29 protein-coding genes and 2 pseudogenes are annotated in these 26,338 nt (G+C 59.6%); 7 read left to right on the forward strand and 24 right to left on the reverse strand.

Translation table 11 applies throughout. From position 1 onward, the window contains the following. Positions 1–4: 4 nt before the first annotated feature. Both PPRO_RS20120 and PPRO_RS08800 read left to right on the forward strand, forming a co-directional pair. Positions 5–1,699: an ExeA family protein gene (locus tag PPRO_RS20120; protein WP_011735655.1), complete on the forward strand. Its 1,695-nt coding sequence runs from the start codon at positions 5–7 to the stop codon at positions 1,697–1,699. A 14-nt stretch (positions 1,700–1,713) separates the two neighbouring features. After that, positions 1,714–2,379, forward strand: coding sequence for a hypothetical protein (locus PPRO_RS08800; RefSeq protein ID WP_011735656.1), 666 nt, complete (start codon positions 1,714–1,716; stop codon positions 2,377–2,379). Positions 2,380–2,386: 7 nt separating this feature from the next. Here the strand turns inward: PPRO_RS08800 and pgsA are convergent, their stop codons facing one another. Further along, positions 2,387–2,980, reverse strand: coding sequence for a CDP-diacylglycerol--glycerol-3-phosphate 3-phosphatidyltransferase (pgsA, locus tag PPRO_RS08805; protein ID WP_011735657.1), 594 nt, complete (start codon positions 2,978–2,980; stop codon positions 2,387–2,389). Between the two features lie 3 nt (positions 2,981–2,983). After that, positions 2,984–3,436: pseudogene (locus PPRO_RS08810) on the reverse strand (lytic transglycosylase domain-containing protein); the annotation flags it as partial. Positions 3,437–3,584: 148 nt separating this feature from the next. Between PPRO_RS08810 and PPRO_RS08815 the strand changes: the two are divergent. Beyond that, entirely contained in the window at positions 3,585–4,760 is a 1,176-nt protein-coding gene (locus PPRO_RS08815; protein ID WP_011735659.1) for an IS4-like element ISPepr3 family transposase, read from the forward strand. A gap of 13 nt (positions 4,761–4,773) precedes the next feature. Here PPRO_RS08815 and PPRO_RS20860 read toward each other — a convergent pair. Further along, positions 4,774–4,938 (reverse strand): annotated as a pseudogene (locus PPRO_RS20860) (DUF4124 domain-containing protein); the annotation flags it as partial. Positions 4,939–5,085: 147 nt separating this feature from the next. Here PPRO_RS20860 and purM point away from each other — a divergent pair. The 3 genes from purM (at position 5,086) to rpsT (ending at position 7,117) form a co-directional block, all read left to right on the forward strand. Further along, positions 5,086–6,138 carry a phosphoribosylformylglycinamidine cyclo-ligase gene (purM, locus tag PPRO_RS08825; RefSeq protein ID WP_011735661.1) on the forward strand — a complete coding sequence of 351 codons (1,053 nt, stop codon included), beginning with the start codon at positions 5,086–5,088 and terminating at the stop codon, positions 6,136–6,138. Continuing rightward, positions 6,138–6,758, forward strand: a complete 621-nt coding sequence (purN, locus tag PPRO_RS08830; protein ID WP_011735662.1) for a phosphoribosylglycinamide formyltransferase — start codon at positions 6,138–6,140, stop codon at positions 6,756–6,758. The genes purM and purN overlap by 1 nt, the downstream gene beginning before the upstream one ends. 95 nt (positions 6,759–6,853) lie before the next feature. Beyond that, entirely contained in the window at positions 6,854–7,117 is a 264-nt protein-coding gene (rpsT, locus tag PPRO_RS08835; protein ID WP_011735663.1) for a 30S ribosomal protein S20, read from the forward strand. Between the two features lie 149 nt (positions 7,118–7,266). Here the strand turns inward: rpsT and PPRO_RS08840 are convergent, their stop codons facing one another. From PPRO_RS08840 to PPRO_RS08925, 18 genes are all read right to left on the reverse strand, one after another. Continuing rightward, entirely contained in the window at positions 7,267–7,557 is a 291-nt protein-coding gene (locus tag PPRO_RS08840; RefSeq protein ID WP_011735664.1) for a hypothetical protein, read from the reverse strand. Next, positions 7,554–8,525, reverse strand: coding sequence for a class 1 fructose-bisphosphatase (locus PPRO_RS08845; RefSeq protein ID WP_011735665.1), 972 nt, complete (start codon positions 8,523–8,525; stop codon positions 7,554–7,556). The genes PPRO_RS08840 and PPRO_RS08845 overlap by 4 nt, the downstream gene beginning before the upstream one ends. 251 nt (positions 8,526–8,776) lie before the next feature. After that, positions 8,777–9,835, reverse strand: coding sequence for an elongator complex protein 3 (locus PPRO_RS08850; protein WP_011735666.1), 1,059 nt, complete (start codon positions 9,833–9,835; stop codon positions 8,777–8,779). Beyond that, positions 9,832–10,536 (reverse strand): ribonuclease III, encoded by a 705-nt coding sequence (rnc, locus tag PPRO_RS08855; protein ID WP_011735667.1) that lies wholly within the window; start codon positions 10,534–10,536, stop codon positions 9,832–9,834. The genes PPRO_RS08850 and rnc overlap by 4 nt, the downstream gene beginning before the upstream one ends. Next, positions 10,526–11,461 (reverse strand): Ppx/GppA phosphatase family protein, encoded by a 936-nt coding sequence (locus tag PPRO_RS08860; protein WP_011735668.1) that lies wholly within the window; start codon positions 11,459–11,461, stop codon positions 10,526–10,528. Before PPRO_RS08860 ends, rnc begins: the two co-directional genes overlap by 11 nt. Continuing rightward, complete coding sequence (locus PPRO_RS08865) at positions 11,458–13,092, reverse strand: Na/Pi cotransporter family protein (RefSeq protein ID WP_011735669.1); 1,635 nt, start codon at positions 13,090–13,092, stop codon at positions 11,458–11,460. Before PPRO_RS08865 ends, PPRO_RS08860 begins: the two co-directional genes overlap by 4 nt. Positions 13,093–13,172: 80 nt before the next feature. Further along, on the reverse strand, positions 13,173–13,448 hold the full coding sequence (locus PPRO_RS08870; RefSeq protein ID WP_011735670.1) for an HU family DNA-binding protein: 276 nt from the start codon (positions 13,446–13,448) through the stop codon (positions 13,173–13,175). Between the two features lie 51 nt (positions 13,449–13,499). Continuing rightward, positions 13,500–13,964, reverse strand: a complete 465-nt coding sequence (locus PPRO_RS08875) for a tetratricopeptide repeat protein (RefSeq protein ID WP_083761215.1) — start codon at positions 13,962–13,964, stop codon at positions 13,500–13,502. Positions 13,965–13,997: 33 nt separating this feature from the next. Then, the gene (rlmD, locus tag PPRO_RS08880) at positions 13,998–15,338 is read right to left on the reverse strand and encodes a 23S rRNA (uracil(1939)-C(5))-methyltransferase RlmD (protein ID WP_011735672.1); all 1,341 of its coding nucleotides are present in this window, start codon (positions 15,336–15,338) and stop codon (positions 13,998–14,000) included. Beyond that, positions 15,328–16,053 (reverse strand): creatininase family protein, encoded by a 726-nt coding sequence (locus PPRO_RS08885; protein WP_011735673.1) that lies wholly within the window; start codon positions 16,051–16,053, stop codon positions 15,328–15,330. Before PPRO_RS08885 ends, rlmD begins: the two co-directional genes overlap by 11 nt. After that, positions 16,050–16,799, reverse strand: coding sequence for a 7-carboxy-7-deazaguanine synthase QueE (locus tag PPRO_RS08890; protein WP_011735674.1), 750 nt, complete (start codon positions 16,797–16,799; stop codon positions 16,050–16,052). Before PPRO_RS08890 ends, PPRO_RS08885 begins: the two co-directional genes overlap by 4 nt. Next, a complete protein-coding gene (locus PPRO_RS08895; RefSeq protein WP_011735675.1) occupies positions 16,792–17,160 on the reverse strand; it encodes a 6-pyruvoyl trahydropterin synthase family protein in 369 nt (122 codons plus the stop codon). Before PPRO_RS08895 ends, PPRO_RS08890 begins: the two co-directional genes overlap by 8 nt. An 88-nt stretch (positions 17,161–17,248) precedes the next feature. Beyond that, positions 17,249–18,535 (reverse strand): homocysteine synthase, encoded by a 1,287-nt coding sequence (locus PPRO_RS08900; protein ID WP_011735676.1) that lies wholly within the window; start codon positions 18,533–18,535, stop codon positions 17,249–17,251. A gap of 185 nt (positions 18,536–18,720) precedes the next feature. Then, complete coding sequence (locus PPRO_RS08905) at positions 18,721–19,083, reverse strand: hypothetical protein (protein WP_011735677.1); 363 nt, start codon at positions 19,081–19,083, stop codon at positions 18,721–18,723. Between the two features lie 18 nt (positions 19,084–19,101). After that, positions 19,102–19,710 (reverse strand): L-threonylcarbamoyladenylate synthase, encoded by a 609-nt coding sequence (locus tag PPRO_RS08910; RefSeq protein WP_011735678.1) that lies wholly within the window; start codon positions 19,708–19,710, stop codon positions 19,102–19,104. A gap of 368 nt (positions 19,711–20,078) precedes the next feature. Next, positions 20,079–20,471 (reverse strand): FxsA family protein, encoded by a 393-nt coding sequence (locus PPRO_RS08915; protein WP_011735679.1) that lies wholly within the window; start codon positions 20,469–20,471, stop codon positions 20,079–20,081. Positions 20,472–20,493: 22 nt separating this feature from the next. Continuing rightward, positions 20,494–20,832 (reverse strand): zinc ribbon domain-containing protein YjdM, encoded by a 339-nt coding sequence (locus PPRO_RS08920; RefSeq protein WP_011735680.1) that lies wholly within the window; start codon positions 20,830–20,832, stop codon positions 20,494–20,496. 101 nt (positions 20,833–20,933) lie between these two features. After that, positions 20,934–22,292: a sodium-dependent transporter gene (locus tag PPRO_RS08925; protein ID WP_011735681.1), complete on the reverse strand. Its 1,359-nt coding sequence runs from the start codon at positions 22,290–22,292 to the stop codon at positions 20,934–20,936. Between the two features lie 246 nt (positions 22,293–22,538). Between PPRO_RS08925 and PPRO_RS08930 the strand changes: the two genes are divergently transcribed. Beyond that, positions 22,539–23,027 carry a DUF456 domain-containing protein gene (locus PPRO_RS08930; protein ID WP_011735682.1) on the forward strand — a complete coding sequence of 163 codons (489 nt, stop codon included), beginning with the start codon at positions 22,539–22,541 and terminating at the stop codon, positions 23,025–23,027. A gap of 12 nt (positions 23,028–23,039) precedes the next feature. On the opposite strand, the gene PPRO_RS08935 is transcribed toward PPRO_RS08930, so the two are convergent. The 3 genes from PPRO_RS08935 to PPRO_RS08945 form a co-directional block, all read right to left on the reverse strand. Next, entirely contained in the window at positions 23,040–23,939 is a 900-nt protein-coding gene (locus tag PPRO_RS08935) for a cation diffusion facilitator family transporter (protein ID WP_011735683.1), read from the reverse strand. A 3-nt stretch (positions 23,940–23,942) separates the two neighbouring features. Further along, positions 23,943–25,649, reverse strand: a complete 1,707-nt coding sequence (gene recJ, locus PPRO_RS08940) for a single-stranded-DNA-specific exonuclease RecJ (RefSeq protein WP_011735684.1) — start codon at positions 25,647–25,649, stop codon at positions 23,943–23,945. 63 nt (positions 25,650–25,712) lie between these two features. After that, positions 25,713–26,291, reverse strand: a complete 579-nt coding sequence (locus PPRO_RS08945; protein ID WP_041532227.1) for a tetratricopeptide repeat protein — start codon at positions 26,289–26,291, stop codon at positions 25,713–25,715. Between the last annotated feature and the right edge of the window lie 47 nt (positions 26,292–26,338).

Genomic DNA, 26,338 nt, shown 5'->3' on the forward strand with positions numbered 1-26,338 from the left:
AAACATGTATACCAGATATTTCGGCCTCGACGAAAAACCGTTTACCCTTACCCCAAACCCGCGCTTCATATTTCTCAGCAAACAGCATCGAGAGGCTTTTGCCCACCTGCTCTACGGAATCAACAGCCACTACGGTTTCATCGAACTGGTCGGCGAAGTGGGTACCGGCAAGACCACGGTGCTGCGCACCCTGCTGGGGCAACTCCAGGACGGTAACTACCGCATTGCCCTGATTTTCAACCCCTGCATGAACTCCGTGGAGCTGTTGCTGAACATATGTCAAGAGTTTGGCATCGAGACCAACGGCCTCGGCATCAATGACCTGCTGAGCGGTTTGAACCGTTTTCTGCTGGAAGAGAACGGCAAGGGGCGGACGGTGGTGCTGGTGATCGACGAGGCCCAGAACCTGCAACCCGACGTTCTGGAGCAAATCCGACTCATCTCCAATCTCGAGACGGAAAACGACAAACTGATCCAGATCATACTGGCGGGGCAACCCGAACTGGAACGTTTGCTGCAAAGGCACAACCTGCGCCAGCTCAACCAACGCATCGCCGTCCGCTTCAGGCTGGGGGTGATGGATGGGAATGAAACAGGAGCCTATATCCGCCACCGTTTGGATGTGGCCGGAGCCAGGGGCGGTGTTTCCTTCAGCCGTCTGGCCGTTCGACTGATCCACCTCTATTCCCGTGGCGCTCCCCGCATGATCAATATCATCTGCGATCGCGCCTTGCTGACGGCCTATGCCGACGGTCGCCGCACCATTTCGCCGGTCGTTGTTCTGCGTGCCATAAACGAACTCAGCGGCGTCTCCAGGTGCGGCTTTACCCTTGCGGGTCTTGCCTCTGCTCTGGTTGTCTTCTGTCTTTTCGGATTGATAGTCGGTCAGTGGCTTCCGGAGGTTTTTTCCTCCCCGGAACCCCGCCCTACGGAGGTCGTGTCGCTCCCGCTCCCGCCGAGGCCTTCCAGGCCGGGTGCGGAGGCGCTCTCCCCGGGCGCCCATTCCCTCTCCGTTGCGAAGGCGATTCCTTTCTCTCAGGAAGAAACTGAGCCGGTCCGGCGCTTGAGGGTGGCGCTGCTGAATCTTGGCCTGAACGACACCCACATCGGCGCATTCAACGGCCTGATGGCCAAATGGCAGGCCAGGCCGATACGAATATTCAAGGGGACGATGTCGGTTCCCGCAACCTTCTCGGAGCTGGCGGCCAAGCGCGATCTGCGCTGCACTGTCTTTCAGGGTTCGCTGGAAGATGCGCTTCGCTTCGATCTCCCCTTTCTGGTTTGCACAACTGTAGTGGACAGGAGGGGGCGTTTCTGCATTGCCGTGACTTCGGCAAAGGGGCGGCTTCTGACCGTTTCCCCTGCCCTGCTGAAGGGGGGAGAGGTAGATAAAAACGATCTGGCTCCCGTGGCGAGTGGCACCTTCTACCTGCTCTGGCGGGACTCCGCACGCATTCCCTCCCACCTCGTGCCCGGAGAGAGGCGCAAGGAGCTGCATACGCTGCAGCGCATGCTGAAACAGGCCGGCTGCTACCGTCAAGCCATAGACGGGGTCTATAGCAAAGCCACGATCAGTGCCGTCCGCAGATTCCAACGTTCCCAGGGCATCCCCACCAACGACTCCGGGGGAGAGTTGACCCTGGCACTCCTCTCCCGTCTCGACGCTGCCCAGATGGCGCCGTCACTGGGCAGGAATTGACCCGGGGATTGACGATGAGCTCAATACTGAAAGCACTCAAGAAACTGGAACAGGAAACGGCTGCGGCCAGGCACGAACCCTTGAGGATCGATGCGGAAATACTGCGCACTGCCCCCGCGAACCGGATTTCGCCCACGGCTATTGCCCTGGCGGCCGCGCTGCTCTTCGTCTGCGGCGGAACCGTCACCTACATCTATATGAGCGGGAACCGGCATGCCCCTCCCCCGCCTCAGCGGGCAATGTCCCCGCGGAGCAGCGTGGCCGAAGTCCCGCGTCCCCCCGCCCTGTCGCCAGCCACAGTTGCTCTGCCTTATTCGGCCAGGCTGGATCGCAATGCCGCCTCTGCGCCCCTGCGCGGGCCGTTCACGCCCCGCTCCCGACCGAGTGGGCAGCAACTGCACACGACTGCGGGGGATTCGGAGGGGAACACGCGATATTCGGCGACCGAGAAGCCGCTAGCGGCCAGTCACGCAGACTCAACTCCACCGGTACCGACTCTCAGGGTTGATGGTATCGCTTTTCAGGATGGCGCTGAGGGCGTGGCGGTTGTTAACGGAGTTCCCGTTTCAAAGGGTTCGTCAATCGAGGGGGTCAGGGTCGACGAGGTTCAGCGGGATCGGGTGCTGTTCAGTCATGGCGGCAGGAAAATCGAGGTGCTCATGGGGACATCCACCCGCTGAGCGAGTCTCAGCGGGCGATAACTCTCATAAAGCGGAACAGGTAATCCCCGCCGGACCAGACGGTGAGCAGGGTTGCGATCCAGAGGTAGAACATCCCCACGTTGTGCATGTTGACCTGCAGCAGCGGGTGCTGGATTCCGAAGAACCAGTTGTAGTCGTAGTGCAGCAAAAGTCCCAGTATGGCGACAATCTGGAAGATGGTCTTGAATTTGCCCAGGTCGCTGGCCTGGATGACGATGCCCTCGCTGGAGGCTATTCCGCGCAGTCCGGTGATGATGATTTCCCGTCCCAGGATGATCAGCACCATCCATGCGGGAACACGGCCAAAGGGGAGTATCATGATCAGGGCGGCCATGACGATCAGTTTGTCGGCAATGGGATCGAGGAATTTGCCGAATACCGTGACGATCTCCATACGTCGCGCCAGATAGCCGTCCAGCCAGTCGGTGATTGAGGCCAACGCAAAGACCGCAGCGGCCCAGAATCCCGCCGAGCGCTCCGGAGACATGAGCAGCGTCGCCAGGAGCGGTATGGCCGCGATGCGCAGCATGGTCAGGATGTTGGGCGGGTTGAGAATCGGGGTTTGCGTCTGTGTCGTCATCGATCAGTTGGCCTGGTAGGATTGCATGTAGGAAAGTACCCGGTTTACATAGGTACGGGTCTCGGTATAGGGAGGAATGCCGCCGTATCTGGCCACTTTGCCTAGTCCGGCATTGTACGCCGCTAGGGCCAGGGAGACGTCGCCGTGGAAGGTGTCCAGCAGAAAGCGGAGATACTTGACTCCGCCCTCCACGTTGTCTTTGGGATCGAGGCTGTTGGCCACGTTCAGCGACCGGGCGGTGCCGGGCATGAGTTGCATGAGGCCGCTGGCGCCCTTGCTGGAAACCGCGTTGGGATTGTAACCGGATTCGGCGTGAATGACCGCCTTGATCAGTGATGAATTGACACCGTATTTTTCCGAGCAGGTTCTGATCAGCGGTTCGTATTCGGACGGATTGGCCGCGTTGATCAGTCTGAATTTGGTGCGCAGCAGCTTGTCCTTTTTTATATCCCGCATCAGCGTCGTCCGGTTAGGTCTTTGCATGGTTCTTTGAGAATGTAAAAAAGTAACAAAATCAGCGTGATGCCACATTTTTTTTGCTTGACTTTTAGTAAAAAATTGGCGGGCCACCATCGTAACTACTTAATATTACACGAGTTACGACATGCGACCTTTCAAGCGACTGAAACAACGACGAAAAGCACGTGCTTTCAAATTGCTTCTTACCCCGGTTTTTGAGAGATTCAAGTCCGATAAACAACTTGAATCCAGGGGGTACCGCCCGTTGCAAATGACCTTTGATGATCAGCTAAAGGCCCTGATTTTCTATCACCTTGAAGAGTTTTCTTCCGGGAGCGAACTGCTGCAGGCTCTGGAACAGAATGACTTTGCCAAGGAGTGCGTTGCTCCCCCCAAGGGGATCAAAAAGAGCGCCTTCTTCGAGGCGATCAATAACCGTGGCCTTGAGCAGCTAAGTGAGGTATTCGGACATCTGGTCAAGCAAGCAGGCAAAGTGCTTCCGGCCGAATACGCTCACCTTGGCAACCTGGTATCCATAGATGGCTCTTTGATTGATGCTGTGCTGTCCATGGAATGGGCTGATTACCGAAGCGGCTCAAAGAAGGCCAAGGCTCATGTCGGCTTCGATATCAACCGGGGCATTCCCAGGAAGATATACCTCAGCGACGGTAAAGAGGGTGAGCGCCCCTTTGTTGACAAGATCATCGACAAAGGCGAAACCGGCGTTATGGATCGCGGGTATCAGTCCCATGACCACTTTGACAAGTGGCAGGCCGCCGAGAAGTTCTTTGTCTGTCGTATCAGGGAGAATACGATCAAGATAGTCATCAGAGAGAATGCCGTCAATCCTGACAGTATTATCTTCTATGACCGGATCGTAATGCTCGGCACCAAAGGCGTAAACCAGACTGAGAAAGAACTGCGCCTTGTTGGTTACCGTGTTGACGGTAAAGATTACTGGATCGCTACCAACAGGTACGACCTGACCGCTGAACAAGTCGCCGAAGTCTATAAGCTCCGCTGGAACATCGAGACCTTCTTTGGCTGGTGGAAACGCCATCTCAAGGTGTACCACCTGATCGCCAGGAGCAAGTACGGGCTGATGGTCCAGCTTCTTGGCGGCCTTATAACCTATCTGCTTCTTGCTATTTACTGCCGGGAGCAGCACAACGAACCAGTCAGCATCACTCGGGTACGGGAATTACGCAACCAAATCGCCAATGAGGCAGCAGAAGAACTAGAGCAAAAACGGATGCGAACACAGCAAAAATCCCACAAAAACAAACTTTTAAAGAAAAAACGACGACATGCAAAGACCTAACCGGAAATTACTGATCCCGCATGAATATTTTGAAGCGCTTGTCCGTGGGAGCATCGGTGAAGTGTACGCTGCCGTCGCTGTCATCATAGCGGTAGATATCGGCGCAGGCGGTCCCATAAAAGGAGATGAATACCAGCAGCGATGACAGCAGCAAGTTTTGAGCGGACTTTTCTAGCATGGTGCTTCTAATAATCCAAAAGCATACTGTTTTGTCAAGTGTATTCGACGGGTAGCGGAAGGTGAAAATGAATTTTACCAGTTTGATAATTGACATTTTCCGGCCCTTGTTTTACAAAAGGTTTTTATCTGCAAGGGGGTACATGGTTTGAGCGATCAGAGAATCACCTACAAGGATGCAGGGGTAGATATCGCTGCGGGCAACAGTTTCGTCAATATGATCAAGCCTTTGGTCAAATCGACCTTCCGTCCCGAAGTTATGGCGGAAATCGGGGGGTTTGGCGGGCTTTTTTCACTGAACACCACTAAATACAAGAATCCCGTGCTCGTGTCGGGAACGGACGGTGTCGGCACGAAGCTGAAGATCGCCTTTATGGCCGATATGCACGAGACGGTGGGCATCGACCTGGTTGCCATGTGCGTCAACGACATCGTGGTCCAAGGCGCTGAGCCGCTCTTTTTCCTGGACTACCTGGCCACGGGACGTCTGCATCCCGAAAAAGGGGCCGCCATTGTCAAGGGGATTGCCGAGGGATGCAGGCAGGCGGGCTGTGCCCTGATCGGCGGGGAAACAGCAGAGATGCCCGGCTTCTACTCCGACGATGAATACGATTTGGCCGGTTTCGCGGTGGGCGTGGTAGATCGGGACAGAATTATCGACGGATCGGGCATCTCGGTGGGTAACCGCCTGATCGGTATTGCCTCCAGCGGCTTGCACAGCAATGGCTACTCCTTGGCCAGAAAACTTGTCTTTGAACGCATGGGTCTTGCCATCGACGCCGAGTTTCCCGGAACCGGCCGCACGGTCGCCGAGGAGCTGCTCACCCCGACCCGCATCTATGTCCGCTCCATTATGAACCTGCTCAAGGATTACTCCATCAAGGGGATTGCCCACATAACCGGCGGCGGTCTTCTGGAAAACGTCCCCCGTGTACTGCCCAAGGGATGCCGCGCTACCATGCACCTCTCCAGCTGGGAGCGCCCCCTGCTCTTCGATGTTCTGGCAGAGGCCGGAAATGTGGAGCGCGACGAGATGTACCGGACGTTTAATATGGGTATCGGCATGGTGTTGGCGGTTGCCGAGCAGGATTGCGATGACATGCTCGACCGCCTGAACGGCCTTGGCGAACATGCCTGGGTCATCGGAGAGATCACCGCCTGCCCGGAGAACAGCGACCCCACCCAACTCGTGGAGGGGTAATGTCAGTAGCAGAGCCGCTCACCCTGGCCGTCCTGGTGTCGGGAAATGGTTCCAACCTGCAGGCGATCATCGACCGTATCGAAGCTGGGGAGATACATGCCCGTATCGCCTGCGTGATCAGCAACGTTCACGGTGTTTTTGCCCTTGAGCGGGCACGGCGGCACGGCATACCGACGGTTATCCATGCGAATGGCGCATTTGCCACGCGGCGGGAGTATGACAATGCCCTGGTGGAGGTGCTGCGCACTCATCGGGTCGAACTGGTCGTTCTGGCCGGTTTTATGCGGATTCTCTCCGACGTGATGATAGGCGCCTTCCCCGGCGCAGTCATCAACATCCACCCAGCGCTGCTCCCCGCCTTCCCCGGCCTGCACGCCCAGAAGCAGGCACTTGAGTACGGAGTGAAATTTTCAGGCTGCACGGTCCATTTCGTGGACAACGGCACCGACACCGGTCCGATAATTCTCCAGGCTGTTGTTCCGGTCATGCAGGACGACAGTGAAGAGTCACTTTCGCGACGCATCCTCCAGGAGGAACACCGCATTTTTCCCGAATCGATCAGGCTCTTCGCCGAGGGAAAGCTGTCGTTCCATGGCAGACAGGTGCGAATTAGCAGTTGATATTATTAGGTTGACACGCGGCAGTAATTGATGGTAAAAACTTCTCTTTAAAATCAATCAAATCAACGTATCCTACGTTTACATGGAGGTGCAGTTTGGCACATCACAAGTCGGCAATCAAACGGATTAAACAGAATGCGAAGAAGAACGCCCGTAACAGGCACATCTCATCGACGCTGAAGACATATATCAAGCGGGTCCGTGAGGCTGTTGAGGCAAAGGACAAGGAAGCGGCGACCGTTGCGCTGAAGGCTGCTATCCCGGTCATCGACAAGACCGCCACAAAGGGCGTCATCCACAGTTCAAACGCGTCACGCACCGTGTCGCGCTTGACCAAGCTGGTCAATACCCTCGGCTAGTACCGTTTAGTTTTCCATAAAAATGGGGGACTTCCGCTGCAGTGGAAGTCCCCCATTTTTATGTCATTGATCAGCGCTCCTTCGTTTTCTTATGATCGGGAGGAAGGTTTGTCGCCCCCTCTCCCGGTCGCGTTCAGTCTCAGCACTGTTCACACCTCCTGCTCGCCGAACCCGTCATCGGATCCCACATCGTCATCATAATCGGAGTCGTACCCGCCAAGTTCACCGTCAAGGTCATCCTCTTCCCGGGCGTTTCGCAGCGGCGCGCACTCATCCTCGTCGCTGATGTGCTCGAAGCGGGCCAGCAACTCCGTACGAGTGCAGAAGCGACCCTCTTTGTAGCTGCAGTGCTCCAGGTCGCACAGATCGAAAAGCTGAATCTCGTTGCACAGGCGCCGGAGTTGCTGGCCCGCTTGCGACGGGCGCTCTTCAAGGCTCATGGTTGCGGCTCTTCGTGGGGAGTCTTGCAGGGGGTATTCAGGAACTCGGCCGCCTTCACGACGTCATCACGGCACCCGAGGTAAATGGGACAGCGTTGGTCCAGACTTTCGGGAACGATGTCCAGAATCGGCATATGTCCATTTGTGGCTGCCCCACCCGCCTGCTCGATCAAAAAAGCCATGGGATTGAGCTCGAACAGAAGGCGCAGCTTGCCGTTGGGGCTGTCGGTAAGGGCGGGATACATGAATACCCCCTTGCCCTTGATCAGCACCTGATTGATGTCCGGCACGAAGCCGCCCGAATAGCGCAGCTTGGAGCCTTTTGCCTCCAGGTAGCGGATGAAACGTTCATTGCCCTCGCAGTACTTCTTGCGCAATCCGCCAGGGGAATAAATGTCGCCCGAGGGGTGCATCTGTATCTGCTCGCGGCTGAGGGTGAATTCCATCAGCTGGTTCATGGTGAATTCATAAACCCCCTTGCCGACCGAATAGACCATGGAGACGCGTGGCCCGTAGAGAATATACATGGCGCCGACCATGTGGCGCCCCGGTTGGAGCAGGTCGCTTCCCTGATAGATGCCCACGATAGTGCCGACCGCCAGGTTTACGTCCACCAGGGAAGAACCGTCCAGGGGGTCATAGGCAACGGAAAACATCCCCTGGGGATTGCTGGTAACCTGGAAGATCTCCTCCATCTCTTCAGATGCGATGTTGCAGACAACACCGGAGTGCTGCAGGCGTTTGCGAATAATCCGGTCGGAGAGCACGTCCAGGGCGAGTTGCTCCTCGCCATAGAGGTTTGACGTGCCCGCCACCCCCAGATCGCCGGTACGGATGGCGTTGATAACATATTTGCTGGCCTCGGCGATCTCGCAGATGAGATGCACGAGATTGTCGCTGATATTCTGGTCCCGGAGGTGCTGCCGCAGATCGATCTGAAATTTGGTTTTTCCCGCTTCGCCAAACATGCCATCCTCCAAAATACATTGAATTATTTATCCGGATACGACAGAAAAACATACTGTAATACGTTGTCTATTGCAATCCCAAAGACTGTTTTGGGTAAACTTGTTCGCCCTGGCGCCCGAATTTTTACGGAAATCCGGCTCTCTGTCAGGAGAAAAACGATAAAAAACAGGTGTAGGAACGTTTGTATCCGCCCGACCAGCGATGGCCTGGCATCCCGCAGGGAGCGCAATACGCTTTCAACTCGGGCAGTTCAGTCATGGATTTTAATCTGATCGTGCAGCAGGGAACCTCTTGACGAAAAACCGCAGGAGCTGACCTGGCACTCGGGAAGCGACAGCACCGGGTCGGCCAGGACGCGCCGAATGCTGATTCCCTGCTGCTGAAGGCGATTTATGGTACTCCTCTTCTGGCCGATGACAGCCGAAAGCCGTGTGGGATGGCAGCTGATCGTCACTGGCCGTGAATGATCGGGAAGCGCGGAGATCAGCTGAAACAGCAGGTCGTGGTAGAGCTCGCATTGCACCAGATGGCCTAGGGCAGGGTGCCAGCAGCCGGCCAGAATGGCGCCATCGCGGAGCGATTCGTCGTCCTGCAGCCCCATGCGTATGACCGGGACACCCCGTCTCATGGCGATTCTCAGCAGTGTCTTGCAGAGCGCCACTCCCGCCTGCAGGGTCAGGGGGTGATAGGTTCCCTCCCCGTAGCGCCGGGCCAATTCCGTACCGCGCAGCACAACCGTGGGGTAAATCCTGACGAAATCAACGCCCGCATCGATCACGCGTTCCAGTGACGCGCAGGCGGTTGCCGGGGTGTCACCGGGCAGGCCGGGTATGAGCTGGGCGCCAGCCATGAGACCGTTTTCCCTGATTCGGCGGATGGCATCCAGGGATGCCCGGGCGTCATGGCCGCGGCCGGCGGCCTCCAGCACGGCATCGTCCATGCTCTGCACTCCCAGTTCGATGATTGCGACTCCCTGGCCAGCCAGCCAGGGTACGTTTTCGGCATCCAGCGCGTCGGGACGGGTGGAGACCCGGATCGAGCTGACGACGCCGGAGCGGAGGAAGGGGTGTACCGCAGCCAGGAGCCGTTGCTGAATCTGACGGGGGAGAGCGGTGAAGGTTCCGCCGAAGAAGGCAACCTCCAGGGGACGCCCCTGTGCCGAACCGTGCCAGTCAGCGATTCTTGCGGCAATTTCTTGCGCATCCGGCAGTGTGCCACTGGAGCCGGAGATCGAGCGCTGATCGCAGAAAACGCAGGTGTGCGGGCACCCCTGGTGGCTGATAAAAAAAGGGACCGTAATCCTGCTCATGGGGATGCATTGGCAGGGGCTGAAAATGCCGTCAGTGCCTGCGTCGCCGCCGCCTGCTGGGCGATCTTTTTGGAGCGCCCCTCTCCTTCGCCCACAACGGCATCATCCACCAGCACCTGAAAAATGAACAGACGGTCGTGGGGCGGTCCTGATTCGCCGGTCAGGCGGTAGACAGGGGACGGCAGCCGTCTTGCAGAGAGCAGTTCCTGTAGCTCGCTCTTGGCGTCGTTGAACCGAAGCCTTGCCCCACGGCTCTCCAGGATTGCGACGAACAGCCGCTGGATCAGCCGGCGCGACTCTTTCAAACCGCCGTCCAGGTAGACCGCAGCGATCAGCGCCTCCAGCACATCGGCCAGAATCGAGTCCTTGTTGCGTCCGGCGCCCTGCTCCTCTCCGCGGCCGAGGCGGACGAACCTGCCCAGTCCGAACGAGCGGGCAATGCCCGCCAGGGTGTCCTGGTCCGCAATCTGCGACCTGAGCCGGGAGAGAACCCCCTCGTTGCTGTCGGGAAAGCGCCTGAACAGCATCTCGGCCAGCACCATCCCCAGCACCGCGTCACCCAGGAATTCCAGTCGCTGGTAGTTGCCCCCCCCGGCCTGCTCATGCTCAAACGACGGATGGGTCAGAGCCTGCAGCAGCGGGGCCTGATCGATAAAACGATACGCAATCTCCCGCTCCAGTTCTGCGAGATCACTCGCCATAGCGTCCGACTCCTCCGTCCAAGCTTACCAGCAGTCCCTCCAGCAGACCGTAATCGCTGACCTTCATCTCTCCCATGCCGAACAGATCCATGGTCCGCAAGGTGATCAGCATTCCTGAAATAATCAAATCTTCTCTCCCTTTTTCAAGCCCCGGCACCTTCAGTCTCTCCTGTGGTGTCAGGGGAAGCAGGCGCTCAAAGATGGCTGCGATCTTTTCCCTGGAGATGACGGTATTGTTGACCTTGCGATAGTCGTACTCATCCATCTCCATACTGATGGCCGCCAGGGTGGTTGCGGTGCCGGCTGTTCCCACCAGGGGAGTACCGTTCCGGATACGGCAGCGGGACTCGGCCATGTCGCGCCACAACGCCTCCAGCTCCCTCTGTATCTTGCTCTCCATGGCTGCCAAGCTCCCCTGTCCTTCGGTTAGCCTGACCACCCCCAGCGGCAGGCTGCGCACGAAAGCGGCCCGCTCTGAACGTGCCAACGTATATTCGGTGCTGCCGCCGCCGATGTCCACCACCAGAATCTCATCGTGGCTCCGGTCGAGTCCCACCATGACGCCCGCCAGGGTCAGGGTCCCCTCGGCAATACCGTCGATGACCGCGAGCTCTATACCGGTTTTCCTGCGCACGTTTTCCACGAACTCGGTCCCGTTGCCTGCGTCGCGCACGGCGCTGGTGGCGACGGCCCGTACCGATACAACGTCGTACTCACGGATATGCTCGGAGAAGCGCGTCAGGCAGGAAAGACCGCGCTCCATCGCCTCGGGCGACAGCCCTTCCGATTTGTTGAAGCTCCCTCCCATGCGTACGATCTCGCGCCGCAGATGGACATGACGGAAATATCCCTTCTCAACCCGTTCGGCGATCAAAAGCCGCGCGGTATTGGTGCCAAAATCTATGACGGCGACCCTGTTGCTCATCCGTTCTTACGCTCCCGTACTGCCATGATGTTCCAGCTCAGCTCCGCGATTCTCACAAAGGCCTCGTTCAATTCGTTAAACATGAGGGCGGTCCGTGGCGAGCAGATTCCGCTGCAAATCCTTTCGATGTGCGACCGTTTCACCCTGTCGAAGGTGTTGCCGGCGCTGGCTTTCAGTTCCTGGGTGCCCATGTCGTCATGTGGTGCCCCCTGCATTCCCATGGCTTCGAGGACGGAGAAAATCGAGCCGACAAGCGCCGCAAGCCGCCGCAGGTCCTCCATGGCGTCCTCGGAGAACAGGATATGCTCTTCCTTGCGGGCAACGATGCAGTCGAGGATCTTTTCGCAGCAGTCACCGATTTTTTCAAGATCGGTGACCATCTGGAGCAGACCGGGGATTTGGAAACTGACCGCGGTATTGGTTGAGGAACGGGCCAACTTTGCCAGGAAAGCGGTGATTTCGTGGTTCAGGGAGTCGAGGACCTGTTCGTGATTTCTGATGGTCTCGGCCCTGCGCGCATCGTAGTCGAAGAGGAGTTCTCGGGTGTCGGCGAACATGAAGGAGGTCACCGCCACCATGCGGCCGATCTCCTTGCGGGCCTGCTCCAGGGCCAGGGTGGGAGTGTTGAGAATCCGGCTGTCCAGATATCCCGCGCAGGGTTGTGGTACGGAATAGGCGCCACCGTGATCGTCATGGGTCCCCGCTACACGGGAGAGCAGGCCGCTGAGAAGGCTTGCCAGGCAGGCTGTCAGCGCGCTGGCAATGCTGTGCGCCTGGGCCATGCTGTTCAACAGCGGCGCCCCCAGGGCAAACCGTCCGCCTGGTGAAACAAACGGTATCTCCAAAAGGGATGGCACAATCAGCGTCAGGGGCACGATAACGGCCAGGTTTATCAGAAGAAAACCGACGGTTATGCGCCGGGAGACGGTTATGCCGGCCATGGCCACCAAGCAGCCGATAACGGCTCCACCCAAAAGTCCCCCAAGAGCCATGGCAGACGCAATTCCTCCCTCCAGATGATTGCTGAGCGCCAGAGACGAGACAACCTGCAACAGGGAGGTGGATGATTGTACGAAACAGGAGAGAAGGGAGCCAAAGGCCAGCGCCGGGAAAGGGCTCTGGAAAAAAGCACCGTGGAACGCCCCGTAGAAGGGGTGATGTTCCGTTGGGCTGAAACTCCCCTCCAGCAGGGTGAGACCCAGGAAGAGCAAACCGGCACCCAGCAGCAGGTCCCCGCCACTGGCAAGGCGTCTCCTGCGGGCGAAGAACTTGAGCAGCACCCCTACGAATACGAGTGGAGTTGCCACGACTCCGTAGGGGACGACGGGCAGGTACAGACTTAAGGAGGCTCCCAGCAGTACGCCGCCCAGCACATTCAGCGCCTGGAAGACATTCAGGACACCGCCGTTAACCATCCCGATGGCAATAATGACCGCCGCGCTGGCCGAGTTCAGCGTCAGGGACAGCAAGGCACCGAACAGCAGAGAAGATAGTCGGTTGGAGGTTGCCGAGAAAAAGGCGCTGCGGATGCGGCCATCGGCCACGGTGCGTATTCCGTCGGACATGAACCGCATGCCGAGCAGAAACAGACCGATGCCACCCAAAGCGCCCTCGAAGAGAGAAAAGGGCATGTTACACAGGCTCCCGGTTGTGCGTTACGATGAAAAGCTGGCACATGCCGAAGCCGGAGGCCCGGCGCCATGACCATTGCTCAGCCGATGACCATCTCCTTTAACTCCTTGCCGACCTTGAAGAAGGGGAGTTTCTTGGGACGTACCAGAATGGGCTCACCGGTCTTCGGATTTCGACCGGTATAAGTGTCATACTCCTTGATCACGAAACTGCCAAGTCCGCGAATTTCGATCCGCTCGTTTTTGACCATGGCTTCGGTCATGGCGCTGAAAATCAGGGTGATAATCTCTTCGGCACGCTTGTGGGAAATGTCCTTCCGCAGCGCCAGGTGTTCAATGAGTTCCGATCTGTTCATCATTTCCTCCCGAGATGAGCCCGTATCAGGCCGTGAAATCGCTATCCGGTTTCAGTGTCCACATCCACCGAGATACTTCTTGGACAGGGCGGTAGCTTCCTGCGTGCGACCGGCGTGCAGCAGCAGGTCGTGGAGCTTTTCGGCGGCCATACGGGCGTGGGGAGTGGAGAGCAGCATTCCGTAGCAGCCGATGGCCCCTTCCGTATCGCCGGAGAGCAGGTACAGATCGCCGCGCAGCATGCGCGCCTGTTCGGATAGCATACCCCCTGAAATCATTGCGTCAAGTGTCTCAGCTGCTTCGGAAAAACGTTTAGCATCCATCAAAAGCAGCGCCAGGCCGAAGCGGGGGGTCGGATTGTCGCGACCAGTCCGGCAGGCGCTCCGGAAACAGTCCTCGGATTCCTCGATTCTGCCGAGTCGGTGCAGCAACGTCCCCTTCTCATACCAGTAGATGTCTTCATTGTCTCCCTTATACCCGAGCGGCAAAGAAGGTGTCACCCCATGTGAGCAGGTCATCGCTGCTCTTGGAAAACAGGCGGGAAAAAATGCTCATGGCACGGCTCCGTTTCTGCGACGTAGCAGGGTGACGCTCTCCAGATGAAAGGTCTGGGGGAACATGTCCACCGGTACGCTGGAAACGACAGTGTACCCCTTGCCGAAGAGCACGCCGCAGTCCCGGGCAAGGGTACTGGGGTCGCAGGAAATGTAGATGATCTTGTCCGCCCCCAAGCGAGGGATGTGCTCCAGCAGATCAGCTGCGCCACTGCGGGGGGGATCCAGGATGATGGTAGGGAATCTCCGTCCGTCGCCCATGAGTTTTCCTGCCCCTGCGGCGGCATCGGCGCAGATGAACTCGACATTTGTTATGCCGTTCAGGCGGGCGTTATGTCGGGCAGCCGCGATGGAATCGCCGTATTCCTCGATGCCGGTGACGGCAGCCACCCCCCGGGCCAGGGGAAGCGAAAAATTCCCATTGCCGCAGTACAGGTCCAGTATCTGATCGTCTCGTCGGCAGTCGGCAAACTCCCTCACCAGCCGGAGAAGGGCGCTGTTCTGGGCCGCGTTGACTTGAGCGAACCCACCTGGCCGGTAGGTCAGGGAACAGGCGGGGGCTGTTGACGACTCTCCCTCCTGTGAGTACTGCAGCAGGTCGTCTCCGAATACCTTCTGGAGCGTGGATTTTCTGCCGGTCTGCAGATAGAGGGCGGTCGCCTGTTCCAGCTGCGCGGCCCGCTCCCGGAAGAAGGCTTTGGCGCCCTGGTGATCATCCCCAATGTAGTTGACGATCACCACCGCGCCCTTCTCGGCGCACTCCAGATTGATCTGGGGAATCTTGGTCGGATCGGGGAATGCCGGGAGCATCTCCCGCAAACTGCCCAGAATCCGGTTGATGACCGGCAGCGCAATGGGGCATCCCTGCCCGGCATCCTCCACGAAATGGGTTCCCTGGCGATAGAAGCCGATGCGCAGGTTGGGGCCTGCGCCATGGAGCTTGAACTGTACCCGGCTGCGGTAGCCATAGGTCAGGGGTGAGGCGACCACATCCGCCACCAGCTCTCCGGGTGCGCGAGCCCCGCGCCAGAGTGCGTCGGCAAAGATCCGCCGCTTTTCCTCCAGCTGCCGGTGATAGGCTATGTGCTGCCAGCTGCAGCCGCCGCAGGAACCGAACAGGGGACAGGGAGGAGTGATCCTGTCCTGTCCGGGGGTAACGATGGAGATGATCCGGGCGGTCAGGTAGGAGCGCTTCTCGGCGGTGATGCGGACGAGAAGCTCGTCACCCGGGCAGGCGAAGGGGACGAAGCAGACCTTGCCGTCGATACGTCCCACACCGCTGCCGCCGAAGGCCAGCCTGTCGATGCTGATCAGCTGCTCGGCGGGATCATGATTCATTACGGCAGGTTTCCACTGTCTGTATCAGTTCCACCAGCTTCTTCACCACCAGCTCCTCCAGCCGGGCACCCTTTTCTGCCGTTGCCTTGGCCGGGTCTCCCCAGACCCCGCCGGGCCAGTATCGCCGCTTGTCCCTGACCAGTATGCCGGCGGGAAAGGCGGGGAACTCCCGGGGGGCGCTCCCCTTGACCAGATGGGGGTGGCTGTGCAGGATGCGGGAGGTCTCAATCTCGCCGGCATGGGCGTCACCGGGGGTCTCGATGAGCCCCCTCCCCTCGTCGCGGGCAAGGAGGTATTCTGTCACCACGGCGAAATTAGCGTCGGGGTAGCTTGAGAGCATCTCCTCGCCCGCATCCTGCAGGGCGCTGCAGTGGGCGCCGCCGGCGTGGCCGGTGAGAGCGATGAAGTTGCGCAGGCCGTGGCTGTAGAGGGCCTGGACGATGTCCTTGAACAACATCTTCAGCGTCGTGGTGGAGATGGAGATGGTCCCGGGATGGCAGGAGGTGGAGCGGCAGTTGCCGTAATGGATCGGAGGAGCGACAAACAGCGGCGTCAGCAGGGCCGCCTTTCTGGCCACCTCGCAGGCCTCCAGCGTGTCCGTGGAGAGCGGCAGGTGCGGCCCGTGCTCCTCCACCGAACCGAAGGGTATCAGAACAGTTCGCGAGCGGGCAAGGCCCTGCTCGAATTCGGGCATGGTCATTTCTTCGATGATCACAGGACCCCCATGAGCTTGTGCATCTGCGGAATCACCCGCACATCAGAAAGTCGTGCCGCGGCCAGGGCCTGCAGATGCAGGAGATGCGCGGCGCTGATGCCGCAGTGGCTGTCAGGCAGGGAGAGTGGCTGGAGGAAGAGCGGAGTGTCCGGCCGGATTTGCGCGATGATTCGGCAGACCTGTTCGATCTCGGCAGCATCGCTTTGCTCCCCCACCACGATCTTGACCGAGACGTTCTTCCCACGGGCAGTCTCCAGAAACCGGCGGTGCGTATCCCAGAGTTCCCCGCCACAGGCGGCGGTTGAGGGAAGTTTCATGTCCATGCTGACGTAATCCACCAGCCTGATGATTCTGCCCAGTTCAATCGGCAGGGTGCCGTTGGTCTCCAGGTGAACCGGCAGTATGCCGCGCAGCCGGGGAAGCCAGTCCGACAGCAGAGGGGCGAAGAGCAGCGGCTCTCCGCCGGTGAGACTTATGGAATGGTGTGCCCGGGGGAGCGCCCAGGTCCAGGCGTTCAGGATATCCATGAGCCGGTCCAGGCCGACTGCCCGGGGGAAATGTTCGAAGACGTTGGAGCCGGGGGAGTTCTCCACCAGGCACGATTCTCCTTCGCCAAAGCCGGTATCGCAGTAGCTGCATTCCAGGTTGCAACGGGTCAGGCGGATGAAGATCTGCCGCCGCCCTGCCAGGTACCCCTCCCCCTGGATGGAGGAGAAGATCTCGGCGATGGGGAGTGACTCACTCATAGTAGCAGGCCGATGCGTTGTCCGATTCCCAGACCGTCACCGACTCGACCTTGATGACATCGCTGTTCAGGTGTTCCGAGAGCCGTTCAAACAGGAAACGCGAGATGTGCTCCGACGAGGGGGAAATGCCGGCAAAGGCGGGATTGTCGTTCAGATACTTGTGGTCGAGTTCGTTAATCACCACCCCTGCCTCGCGTTTGAGTACTTTGAAATCGATGCCCAGTCCGGCCTTGTCCAGTTGGCGGGCAATGACCGCCACATCCACTTTCCAGTTGTGGCCGTGGAGGTTTTCACAATCACCCTGGTAATTGACGAGGTTATGGGCGGCGGCGAAGCTGGTGCGAATGGTCAACTTGTACATGAAATGCTCCTGATTCCAATAGGTAGGGTGATGGCATGCAATGAGGCACTACTACACACAACAGCAGCTGTCGTGAATGACGTGGCGGCTAGAGCTGTGACGCCTCCAGCGCCTGGCTGATATCGGCGATGATGTCGTCGATGTTCTCCAGGCCGATGGAAAGGCGGATGAAGTCCGGCGACACGCCGCTGGCCAGCTGTTCCTCCTCGGACAGCTGCTGGTGGGTGGTGGAGGCGGGGTGGATGACCAGCGACTTGGCATCGCCGATGTTGGCCAGGTGGGAGAGCAGCTTCACGTTGTCGATGAATTTGCTGCCTGCCTTCACTCCCCCCTTGATTCCGAAGCCGATGATGGCCCCCTCCCCCTTGGGCAGGTATTTGCGTGCATTGGCGTGATCCCGATGGCTGGCGAGGCCCGGGTAGTTGACCCAGCTCACCAGGGGGTGGCGCTCCAGCCAGGATGCGACGCAACGGGCGTTTTCCACATGGCGTGGCATGCGCACGTGCAGCGTCTCCAGCCCCTGCAGGATCTGGAAGGAGTTGAAGGGGGAGAGACAGGCCCCCATGTCGCGCAGCAGCGTGACCCTCATCTTGAGGATGTAGGCCTGGCTGCCCAGCGCCTCCCAGTACTTCAGGCCATGGTAGGAGGGATCGGGCTCGGTGAGTTCGGGGAATCTCCCGTTATCCCAGTTGAACGTTCCGCCGTCCACGATGGCGCCGCCGATGCTGGTGCCGTGGCCGGCGATGAATTTTGTCAGCGAATAGACCACGATGTCCGCCCCATGGTCCAGCGGCTTGAAGAGCCAGGGAGTCGTCACCGTGTTGTCCACGACCAGCGGTATGCCGGCCTCGTGGGCGATGGCTGCGATGGCCTCGAAATCATCCACGTTGTTCTTGGGGTTGCCCACCGATTCGCTGTACACCAGGCGCGTGTCCTGGTCGATGGCCCGGCGGATGTTCTCCGGATCCGAGGAGTCGACGAATTTTACCTGGATGCCGAGCCTGGGGAGGGTGTAGTGGAACAGGTTGTAGGTGCCGCCGTAGAGAAAGCTGGTGGAGACGATATTCTGCCCGGCACTGGTGATGTTCAGCACCGCGTAGGTGATGGCTGCCTGGCCGGAGGCTACCGCCAGTGCGCCGACGCCGCCGTCAAGGGCCGCCATGCGCCGTTCCAGCACGTCGGTGGTAGGGTTCATCAGCCGGGTGTAGATGTTGCCCGGTTCCTTTAGTCCGAAGAGGTTGGCGGCATGCTCAGAGTTCCTGAACACATAGGACGAGGTTTGGTAAATCGGCACTGCCCGGGATAGGGTTTCCGAGTCCGGAGACTGCCCTGCATGAAGCGCAAGCGTTTCTATGGATTTTTGCTGAGATTCCATGGTTCCTCCGAGAAGTGTGCATCTTGATGCGATGGATGACGTTGCTGATTGTTGGCTGCTTCTGGCGGACCGGCAACTGACACCTGACACCGGATAAGGGAGCATGAGCCGAGAAAACCCTGTGTCCAGTCTCCCGGCGGCCTATGTGCTTTTGGCTGTTCCCCAGCTGTGTACACGGGAAACAGCTAGATGGTGATGGTCTCTCCTGGCCGCAGCATCTCATTCTCGTCGGGTGCGCTGAACGATGCCACGAAGAGATAGAAGAAAAGTGCCAGGGCGCAGAGTAGCATGATGAGCAGTGGCGCGATCCTGATGCGGCTGTCGTCGCGCCGGTCTCCCGGCAGCAGCAGTCCTGACACAAACAGCATCACTCCGTAGATCCCCATGCCTGCCGCCCCGAACATGCCCAGCCGGTAGAGGCGCTGCTCCATTCCCGGGGAGAGGGAGAGCAGGTCCGTCAAAGCGCCATGGTAGAAACTGGCCAGGATGATCAGCACAAGCGCCGCCAGCAGCAGGCGCATGCTGTTGCGGATCGTCCGTTTACGCACCTTCCCCTCCCTGTCTGGTCATGAGCACCACGACAGGTCACCCATGCCGGCCCTGATAATCTCCGGGGTATCGTTCACCAGGTTCACCACGGAACTGACCTCCTTGGTGAGTATCCCCCCGTCCACGACGATGTCCAACTGGTGACCGAAGATTTCGTCGATGAAACCGGGGTTGCCGGTCGGTTCGTCGCCGGACAGGTTGGCGCTGGTGGTGACGATGGGACTGCCCAGCATCTGCACGATCTCAAGGCAGATGCGGTTATCGGGGATCCTGATCCCCACCGTCTTCTGCCGTGTCAGCAGCAGATCGGGTACGTCGCGGGTCGCCTCCAGCACGAAGGTGTAGGGACCGGGGAGGTAGCGCTTGAGGATCTTGAAGGCGGTGTTGCTGACCCTGGCGAAGCGGGCCACTTCCGAGAGGTTGGGGCAGATGAACGAGAACGGCTTCTTGTGTTCGCGCTGTTTCATGCGGTAGATGCGCTCGATTCCCTTTTTGTTGAAAATGGAACAGCCGATGCCGTAGGTCGTATCGGTCGGGTAGGCGATAATGCCGCCATTGCGCAGGCAGTCGACGACCCGTGCGATCAGTCGTTGCTGGGGATGTTCGGGGTGAATTTCAAGCAGCATGCGGAATCACCTTTTTCAACTGTTGGTGTGAAGCGCGGTACGCGAAAAAGGGCCGGCCGCCCGCGGCCAACCCCTGATGAAGCCTGATCAGGCGCCTGGATCCGCCCCTGTTATTTTCGGATTGTCATGCGCTGGGCAGCGAACGTAAGGATACCGTTTATCACGGAAACGTGAAAAACAGGCGGGAAGTCCGCTGCCCGGAGCGAAGATACTGCTGTTGGCATTCAAGTGCGCTCTACGGAGGCTTGAGATTAACAAAAAATATCCCTTTTGTGTATTGAAAAAGGTAATGGAACCGGCGCGGTTTCCTTTGCGAAAAAAATGGCAAACCAGCCCCCTGCCTGACTCATCCCCTGGCGCTGCCGCTCTCAGCGGCAGTGGATGACGTAGTTGCCCTGACGAAGCCTCTGTTCCAGCCAGGTGCGCAGCCATCCTTTCAGGCAGGCACGGGTAAAGGGGATGAGAAAGAAGAGACCGGCCAGGTCGGTGAAGAAACCGGGGGTCAGCAGCAGGATGCCGCCAGCCAGGATCAGTGCTCCGTCCAGGAAATGGGCGGCGGGCAGGCGCCCCATGGCGAGTTCGTCACGGATTGCGACGATGGCGCGGAATCCCTGGGACCTGGCCAGCCAGGCGCCGACCAGGGAGATTATCAGCAGGGTGGCCAGGGTGGGGAGCGGGCCGATCACGCGACCGACCTGGATCAATAGCCAGATCTCCACGATCGGCACAAGGGTAAAGACGAGGAAAAGACGCAGCAGCATGGGGCGGTTCCTTTTGTACGAATCATGCCTTTTTGACGAATCCGGATTTCAACTGCATCGCTCCGATGCCGTCGATCCTGCAGTCGATATCGTGGTCTCCCGAGACGATGCGGATATTCTTGACCTTGGTGCCGACCTTGACCACCGATGACGAGCCCTTGATTTTCAGGTCCTTGATGACAGTGACCGAGTCGCCGTCGCTGAGCACGTTGCCGAAGGCGTCACGCACGACACTCGTGGCTTCTGCCACTTCAGTCGCTGTCTTTGCCCACTCATGGGCGCATTCCGGGCAGATGTACAGGTCTCCGTCTTCGTAGGTGTATTCCGAGCCGCATGAAGGGCATTGTGGCAGGTTTGTCATGGGATATCCTTGTCGTTTGATTGGTGTTGATAGTTGCTTGAACCGGTTCTGGGGTGTCCGTTGCTCCGTGCGCACCAGGGCGCCTCAGTGGGGGCTGTGCCCTATATCAGCCCGATCTTGGAGAGGAAGAGGATTGCCACCATGATCGGGCTTACGTATTTGATCAGAAAATGCCAGAGCGGATAGAAGTGGAAATTGACCGTCCCCTTCTCGATCTCGCCCCGCGCCACGCGGGTGGTCATGACCCAGCCGGTGAAGATGGCAATGAACAGGGCTCCCAGGGGCAGGATGTAGTTCGTGGCCACCAGGTCGATGGAGTCGAGGAAATTGCGTCCGCCAATGAAGTGGACATCGGCCAGCAGATGGTTGGAGAGGGCCGAGGGGACGCCGAGCAGGAAGATCAGGAACCCCATCACCAGCGTCGCCGTCCGGCGTTGCCACTTCTTCTCGTCGCAGTAATAGGCCACCACCACCTCCAAAAGCGAGATGCTGGATGTGAGGGCGGCAAAGACCAGCAGCAGGAAGAAGAGGATGGCGACAAAGGTGCCTCCCTGCATCTGGCTGAAGAGTATGGGCAGGGTCTTGAAGACCAGGCCCGGTCCGGCGGCGGGCGCCATGCCATAGGTGAAGACGATGGAGAAGATGGCAATGCCCGACAGCAGTGCCACGCAGGTATCCATGATCGATACGGTGATGGCCACATTGGGTATGTTGGTCCGCTCGTTCGCGTAGCTGCCGTAGGTGAGCATGGCGCCCATGCCCAGCGACAGGGTGAAGAAGGCGTGCCCCATGGCTTCGAGCATTGCCGCTGCATCCAGCATCCGCCAGTTTGGAGTGAACAGGAAGGAAAGCGCCCGGGGACCGCCGGGTGAGAAAAGCCCCCGAACCGTCAGGACAATCAGGATCAGGAACAGAACCGGCATCATCAGCTTGCTGGCCCGTTCGAGGCCATCGCTGACACCGCCCAGGACGATCCAGATCGTAGCCCCCATGAAGAGCGCCTGCCAGAACAGTTGGGACAGGTCACTGGCCAGAAGAGAGCTGAACAGTTCCGGTACCTGCTGGATATGCCCGCCGCCAAAGGTTCCCTTGATCGCCAGCCAGAGGTAGTTTACGGCCCAACCGGCCACCACGCAGTAGTAGGAGAGGATTACGAACCCGGCTGTCACCCCCAGCCAACCGACCATGCTCCAGGGACCGCCGGCCAGCGTGCGGAAGGCGCCCACCGGGTCCTTGTGGGTGTGGCGGCCGATCACCATCTCGGCGATCATGAGCGGAATCCCGATCAGCGCAATGCAGATGAGAAAGAAGAGCACAAAGGCCCCTCCGCCGTGCATGCCGGTGATGTAGGGGAATTTCCAGATATTGCCCAGGCCGACCGCCGAACCGGCCGAGGCCATGATAAAGCCGAGGCGACTGCTCCAGTGGCCGCGTTTCGGTGTGCCGTGATACCGTGCCATGAATCTACCCTGTTGCCTCGCTGCGCGGCAGCCATGAGTCATCGAGTTCAAAACTCGTCCACCCTACCCCAGCACACCACCACTGTCAACGTGTTAGGGCGTTGGCCGGCAGATAGTGTATCCCGGCGTCATGATTCGTTTTTGCTATCATGGAGCGCGTTTCTGCACTACTATCCACCCCATGAATCGTTTCAGACCGATGGACGTTAAACGCACCTCTACCTCGCCCTGTCCGGGAGGCATGCCATGTCGCACCAAACCCTGATTCTCCTGATTTTCGGCGCCATGCTGAGCCTCACTGGACTGGCCGGCACGCTGCTCCCCTTCCTGCCGGGAGCGCCGCTGCTGTTTGTCGGCCTCCTGCTCTGCGCCTGGGCGGAAAATTTCCAGTACGTGGGAATCGGCACCCTGATGGTCCTGGCCGCCATGGCGGCACTGACCTGGCTGGTGGAGTTCCTGGCCTCGGTCCTGGGTGTCAAGAAGTTCGGCGGTTCGCGACGGGCAATGCTGGGCGCCGCCCTGGGGGGAGTGGTGGGGATGTTTCTCGGACCGGCCGGAATACTGCTGGGGCCCTTTGTGGGGGCGGTGCTGGGAGAGATGTCGCTCGATCGCAGCCTGGACCGGGCCGGCCGCGCCGGTTTCGGCACCGTGGTTGGGCTGGCGATTGGAGTGGCCGGCAAACTGGCCATCGCCATCGCCATGCTGGGACTCTTCCTGCTGGTCAGGCTGTACTGAAAGCGGGGCGCGTCACAGCCTGATCATATCCTCATGTTCCTCGTCGTGGGGGTTGATGTGGATCATCACATCCCCCACGTTGGGAAATCCATCGAAGATCAGCTTCTTGACCTGCTTGGCGATGTCGTGGGACTCCTTGACCGTCATGGCCGGGTCCATGTCCAGCTTGAGATCGATGATCATGTACTGGCCTGAGCGGCGGCCGCGGATGTCGTGCACATGCTCAACCCGCTCCACGCTCTCGGCCAGTTGGGTGACCTTCTCGATGAAATTGACCGGCACGCTGCCGTCCATCAGGTCGTGGGCCGCCCCCCGGTAGGTCTCCAGGCCGATGTGCAGGATAAAGAACGAAGTCAGGCCGGCGGCCAGCGGGTCCATGATGCCGAAACCGAAGAAGGCGCCCAGGACACCGGCCAGGGTGGAGATGGAGGTGAGGGCATCCTTGCGGTGGTCTTTGGCGATGGCCAGCAGGGAGGGGCTCTCCAGCTCCCGGCCGGTCTTCTGGGTGAAACGGTAGAGCCACTCCTTGACCAGGATGGTGACAAACGCCGCGGCCACGGCGATCATGCCGGGAGATTTGAAGTCATGGCGGATGATGGAAACCACCGAGTCGTAGAGGATCCAGCCACCGGTGGCCAGGATCACCAGCGAGATCAAAAGCGCCGACAGGCTCTCGGCCCGGCCATGGCCGTAGGGGTGTTTCTCGTCAAAGGGCTGCCTCCCCAGCCTGAGCGCCACCATGGTGGAGAATATGGCCACGAAATCGCAGGCGCTTTCGATGCCGTCGGCGAACACGGCGTCGGAACGCCCCCAATGGCCGGCCGACAGCTTGAAAACCATCAGCAGGGCGTTGACCCAGAAGCCGACCTTGATGATCCTGTCGGCGCTGTCGAATCGTTGATCGCGTTGCATGGTCTACTCCGTGGGGCGCAGGTCCTTGACCCGCAACTGCAGGGTGGAGCTGCCATTCCATTGGTTCATCTCGGGGAAAAAGGCGATGTCGATGGTTTCAGAAACAGTGCGCGAAGCCATGCGGAAGGCGATGGCATTGAAGACATGGTCGTCCCTGGACAAGCGCAGCCGCAGGTGATCCTCTCCCACCACCCGCTGCTCCAGCACGGTCAGGGAGCGCATCATAAGCAGCGGTTCCGGGTTGCCCATGCCGAAGGGCTCCAGGCGCTTCAGTTCCAGCGCCAGCTCTTTGGTCACCTCCCGCGGTTCGGCCTCGGCATCGATATCCAGGCGGGGCATCAGTTCCCCGTTGCCCAGAAGACGCCGCGCCTCGGCCTCGAATGTTGCGCTGAAGTCGTCGACCCTCTCTCCGGAGAGGGAGACACCCACGGCATGGCGGTGGCCGCCGAAGCGCTCCAGGAGGGGTGAACAGACCTTAAGCGCATCCAGAAGGTGGAAGCCGGGGATGCTGCGGCCCGACCCCTTCCCCTGCCCTTGTTCGTCCAGGGCGATCAGGATGGTTGGTCGGTGGAAACGTTCCGCCAGGCGTGAGGCGACGATGCCCACCACCCCCTGGTGCCAGGACGGGGAGGCCAGCACGATGCTGCGCCTGTCGGGGTAGTTCCCCCCCTGCTCCACGAGGCTGATCGCCTCCTGGAGTATGGCGCGTTCGATGGCCTGGCGCTCGCCATTGGCAGCGTCCAGTTCCTCGGCAATGGCCAGACAGTGCGGCGGGTCGTCTCCCAGCAGCAGTTCCACGCCGGGTACGGCGCTCTCCATGCGGCCGGCGGCGTTCAGGCGCGGCGCAAGCCGGAAACCGACCTGACCACTGCTCACCGCCCCCCCTACCCCGGCCACCTTCTTGAGAGCCTGGATGCCCGGCTTGCACGGAGCGGCCAAGAGTCGCAGCCCATGGGTGACGTAGATGCGGTTCTGGCCGATGAGCGGCACCACGTCGGCGATGGTTCCCAGGGCCACCAGGTCCAGCCACTGGCGCAGGTCCGGGCCGGAATCGCTGCCAAAGGATCCCTGGTCGCGCAGCGCCGCCCTGAGCGCAACCAGCAGGTTGAAGGCCACGCCGACCCCGGCCAGGCATTTGAAGGCATAGTCGCATCCCGACTGCAGCGGATTCAGCACGGCGCAGGCATCGGGAAGGGTCTCTTTGGGGGCGTGATGATCGACGATGATCAGCTCCGCTCCCCGCTGGCGACAGAAGAGCGCCTCCTCAACCGCCGTGATGCCGCAGTCCACCGACAGGATAAGGGCCGCCCCGGCGTTGATGATCCTGTCCAGTGCCTCGCCGTTCAGGCCGTAGCCGTCGTCGAAACGGTTGGGGATGAAGTAGTCGCAGTCAAATCCGGTCTGCCGCAGAAACGACACCAGCAGCGTGGTCCCGGTGATGCCGTCCACGTCGTAGTCGCCGTAGACGGTGATCTTTTCCTGCCTGCGGCGCGCCTCCAGCAGGCGTGCCACGGCGTCGGCCATCCCTTTCATGCGGGAAGGGTCGAGCATGTCCGCCAGGGAGGGGGACAGGAAGGCGTCCATGGCATCGGGCTCACTGATCCCGCGGCCGGCAAGTATGGCAGCGGTCAGCGGCAGGATGGCCTTCTCCCCCGCCATGGCCGGCAATTCGACCGGCGCTGTTCGCACAATCCACTGTTTCTTCTGCATGGTTTTCCTTTGCGATCTGCCTGCCGCGGACAAAAAAATCCCCCGTCGGGCGGGGGATGCGGGTTATTTCCTGGCCGGGTGATCCCCCTGCCGTGTCATGCTCGCCAGCAGCTCTCGCACCTGTCGGGCAGTTTCACTCGTACCGTCCTCTCTGAGATAGGCCTCCCAGAGCGGCACGGCCCGGTCCGGCTGTTTCAGGTCAACGGTGTAAACGATGCTCATGTTGTACAGGCTCTGCAGGTGCCTGGGGTTCAGGGCGCGGGCTTTCTGGAAGTTGGCCAGGGCCTTGTCATACCACCCCAGCTTGCGGAACATGATCCCCTGGTCGGTGAGCACGTCTGGATTGGCCGGTTGGATCTCCAGGGCCTGGGCATAGGCCTGGATGGCCTTGCTCGGCTGATTGGAATCGAAGAAGTCGTTCCCCAGGGAAATCCATGCCTTCAGGTTTCCCGGGTCCCTGGCAATGATCGCCTCGGTCTCGGCGATGCGCCGTCCATGGTCCGGTAGTGGAGCAGCCAGCGCCGAAACCTGTGCCTGATCCTGGCGGTTCGTCTTCTCGCTGTTCATGCTGAAGATCAGGAAGCCGCCCAGAAATCCCACCAGCAGGGCGGCCACGGCTATCAGGATCGTTTCTTTTTTCATGAGTATGACACCATTGACTCGTATCCGTGCTTGCGGCCCTTGATCAG

This window comes from Pelobacter propionicus DSM 2379 (assembly GCF_000015045.1).
Lineage (GTDB): Bacteria > Desulfobacterota > Desulfuromonadia > Geobacterales > Pseudopelobacteraceae > Pseudopelobacter > Pseudopelobacter propionicus.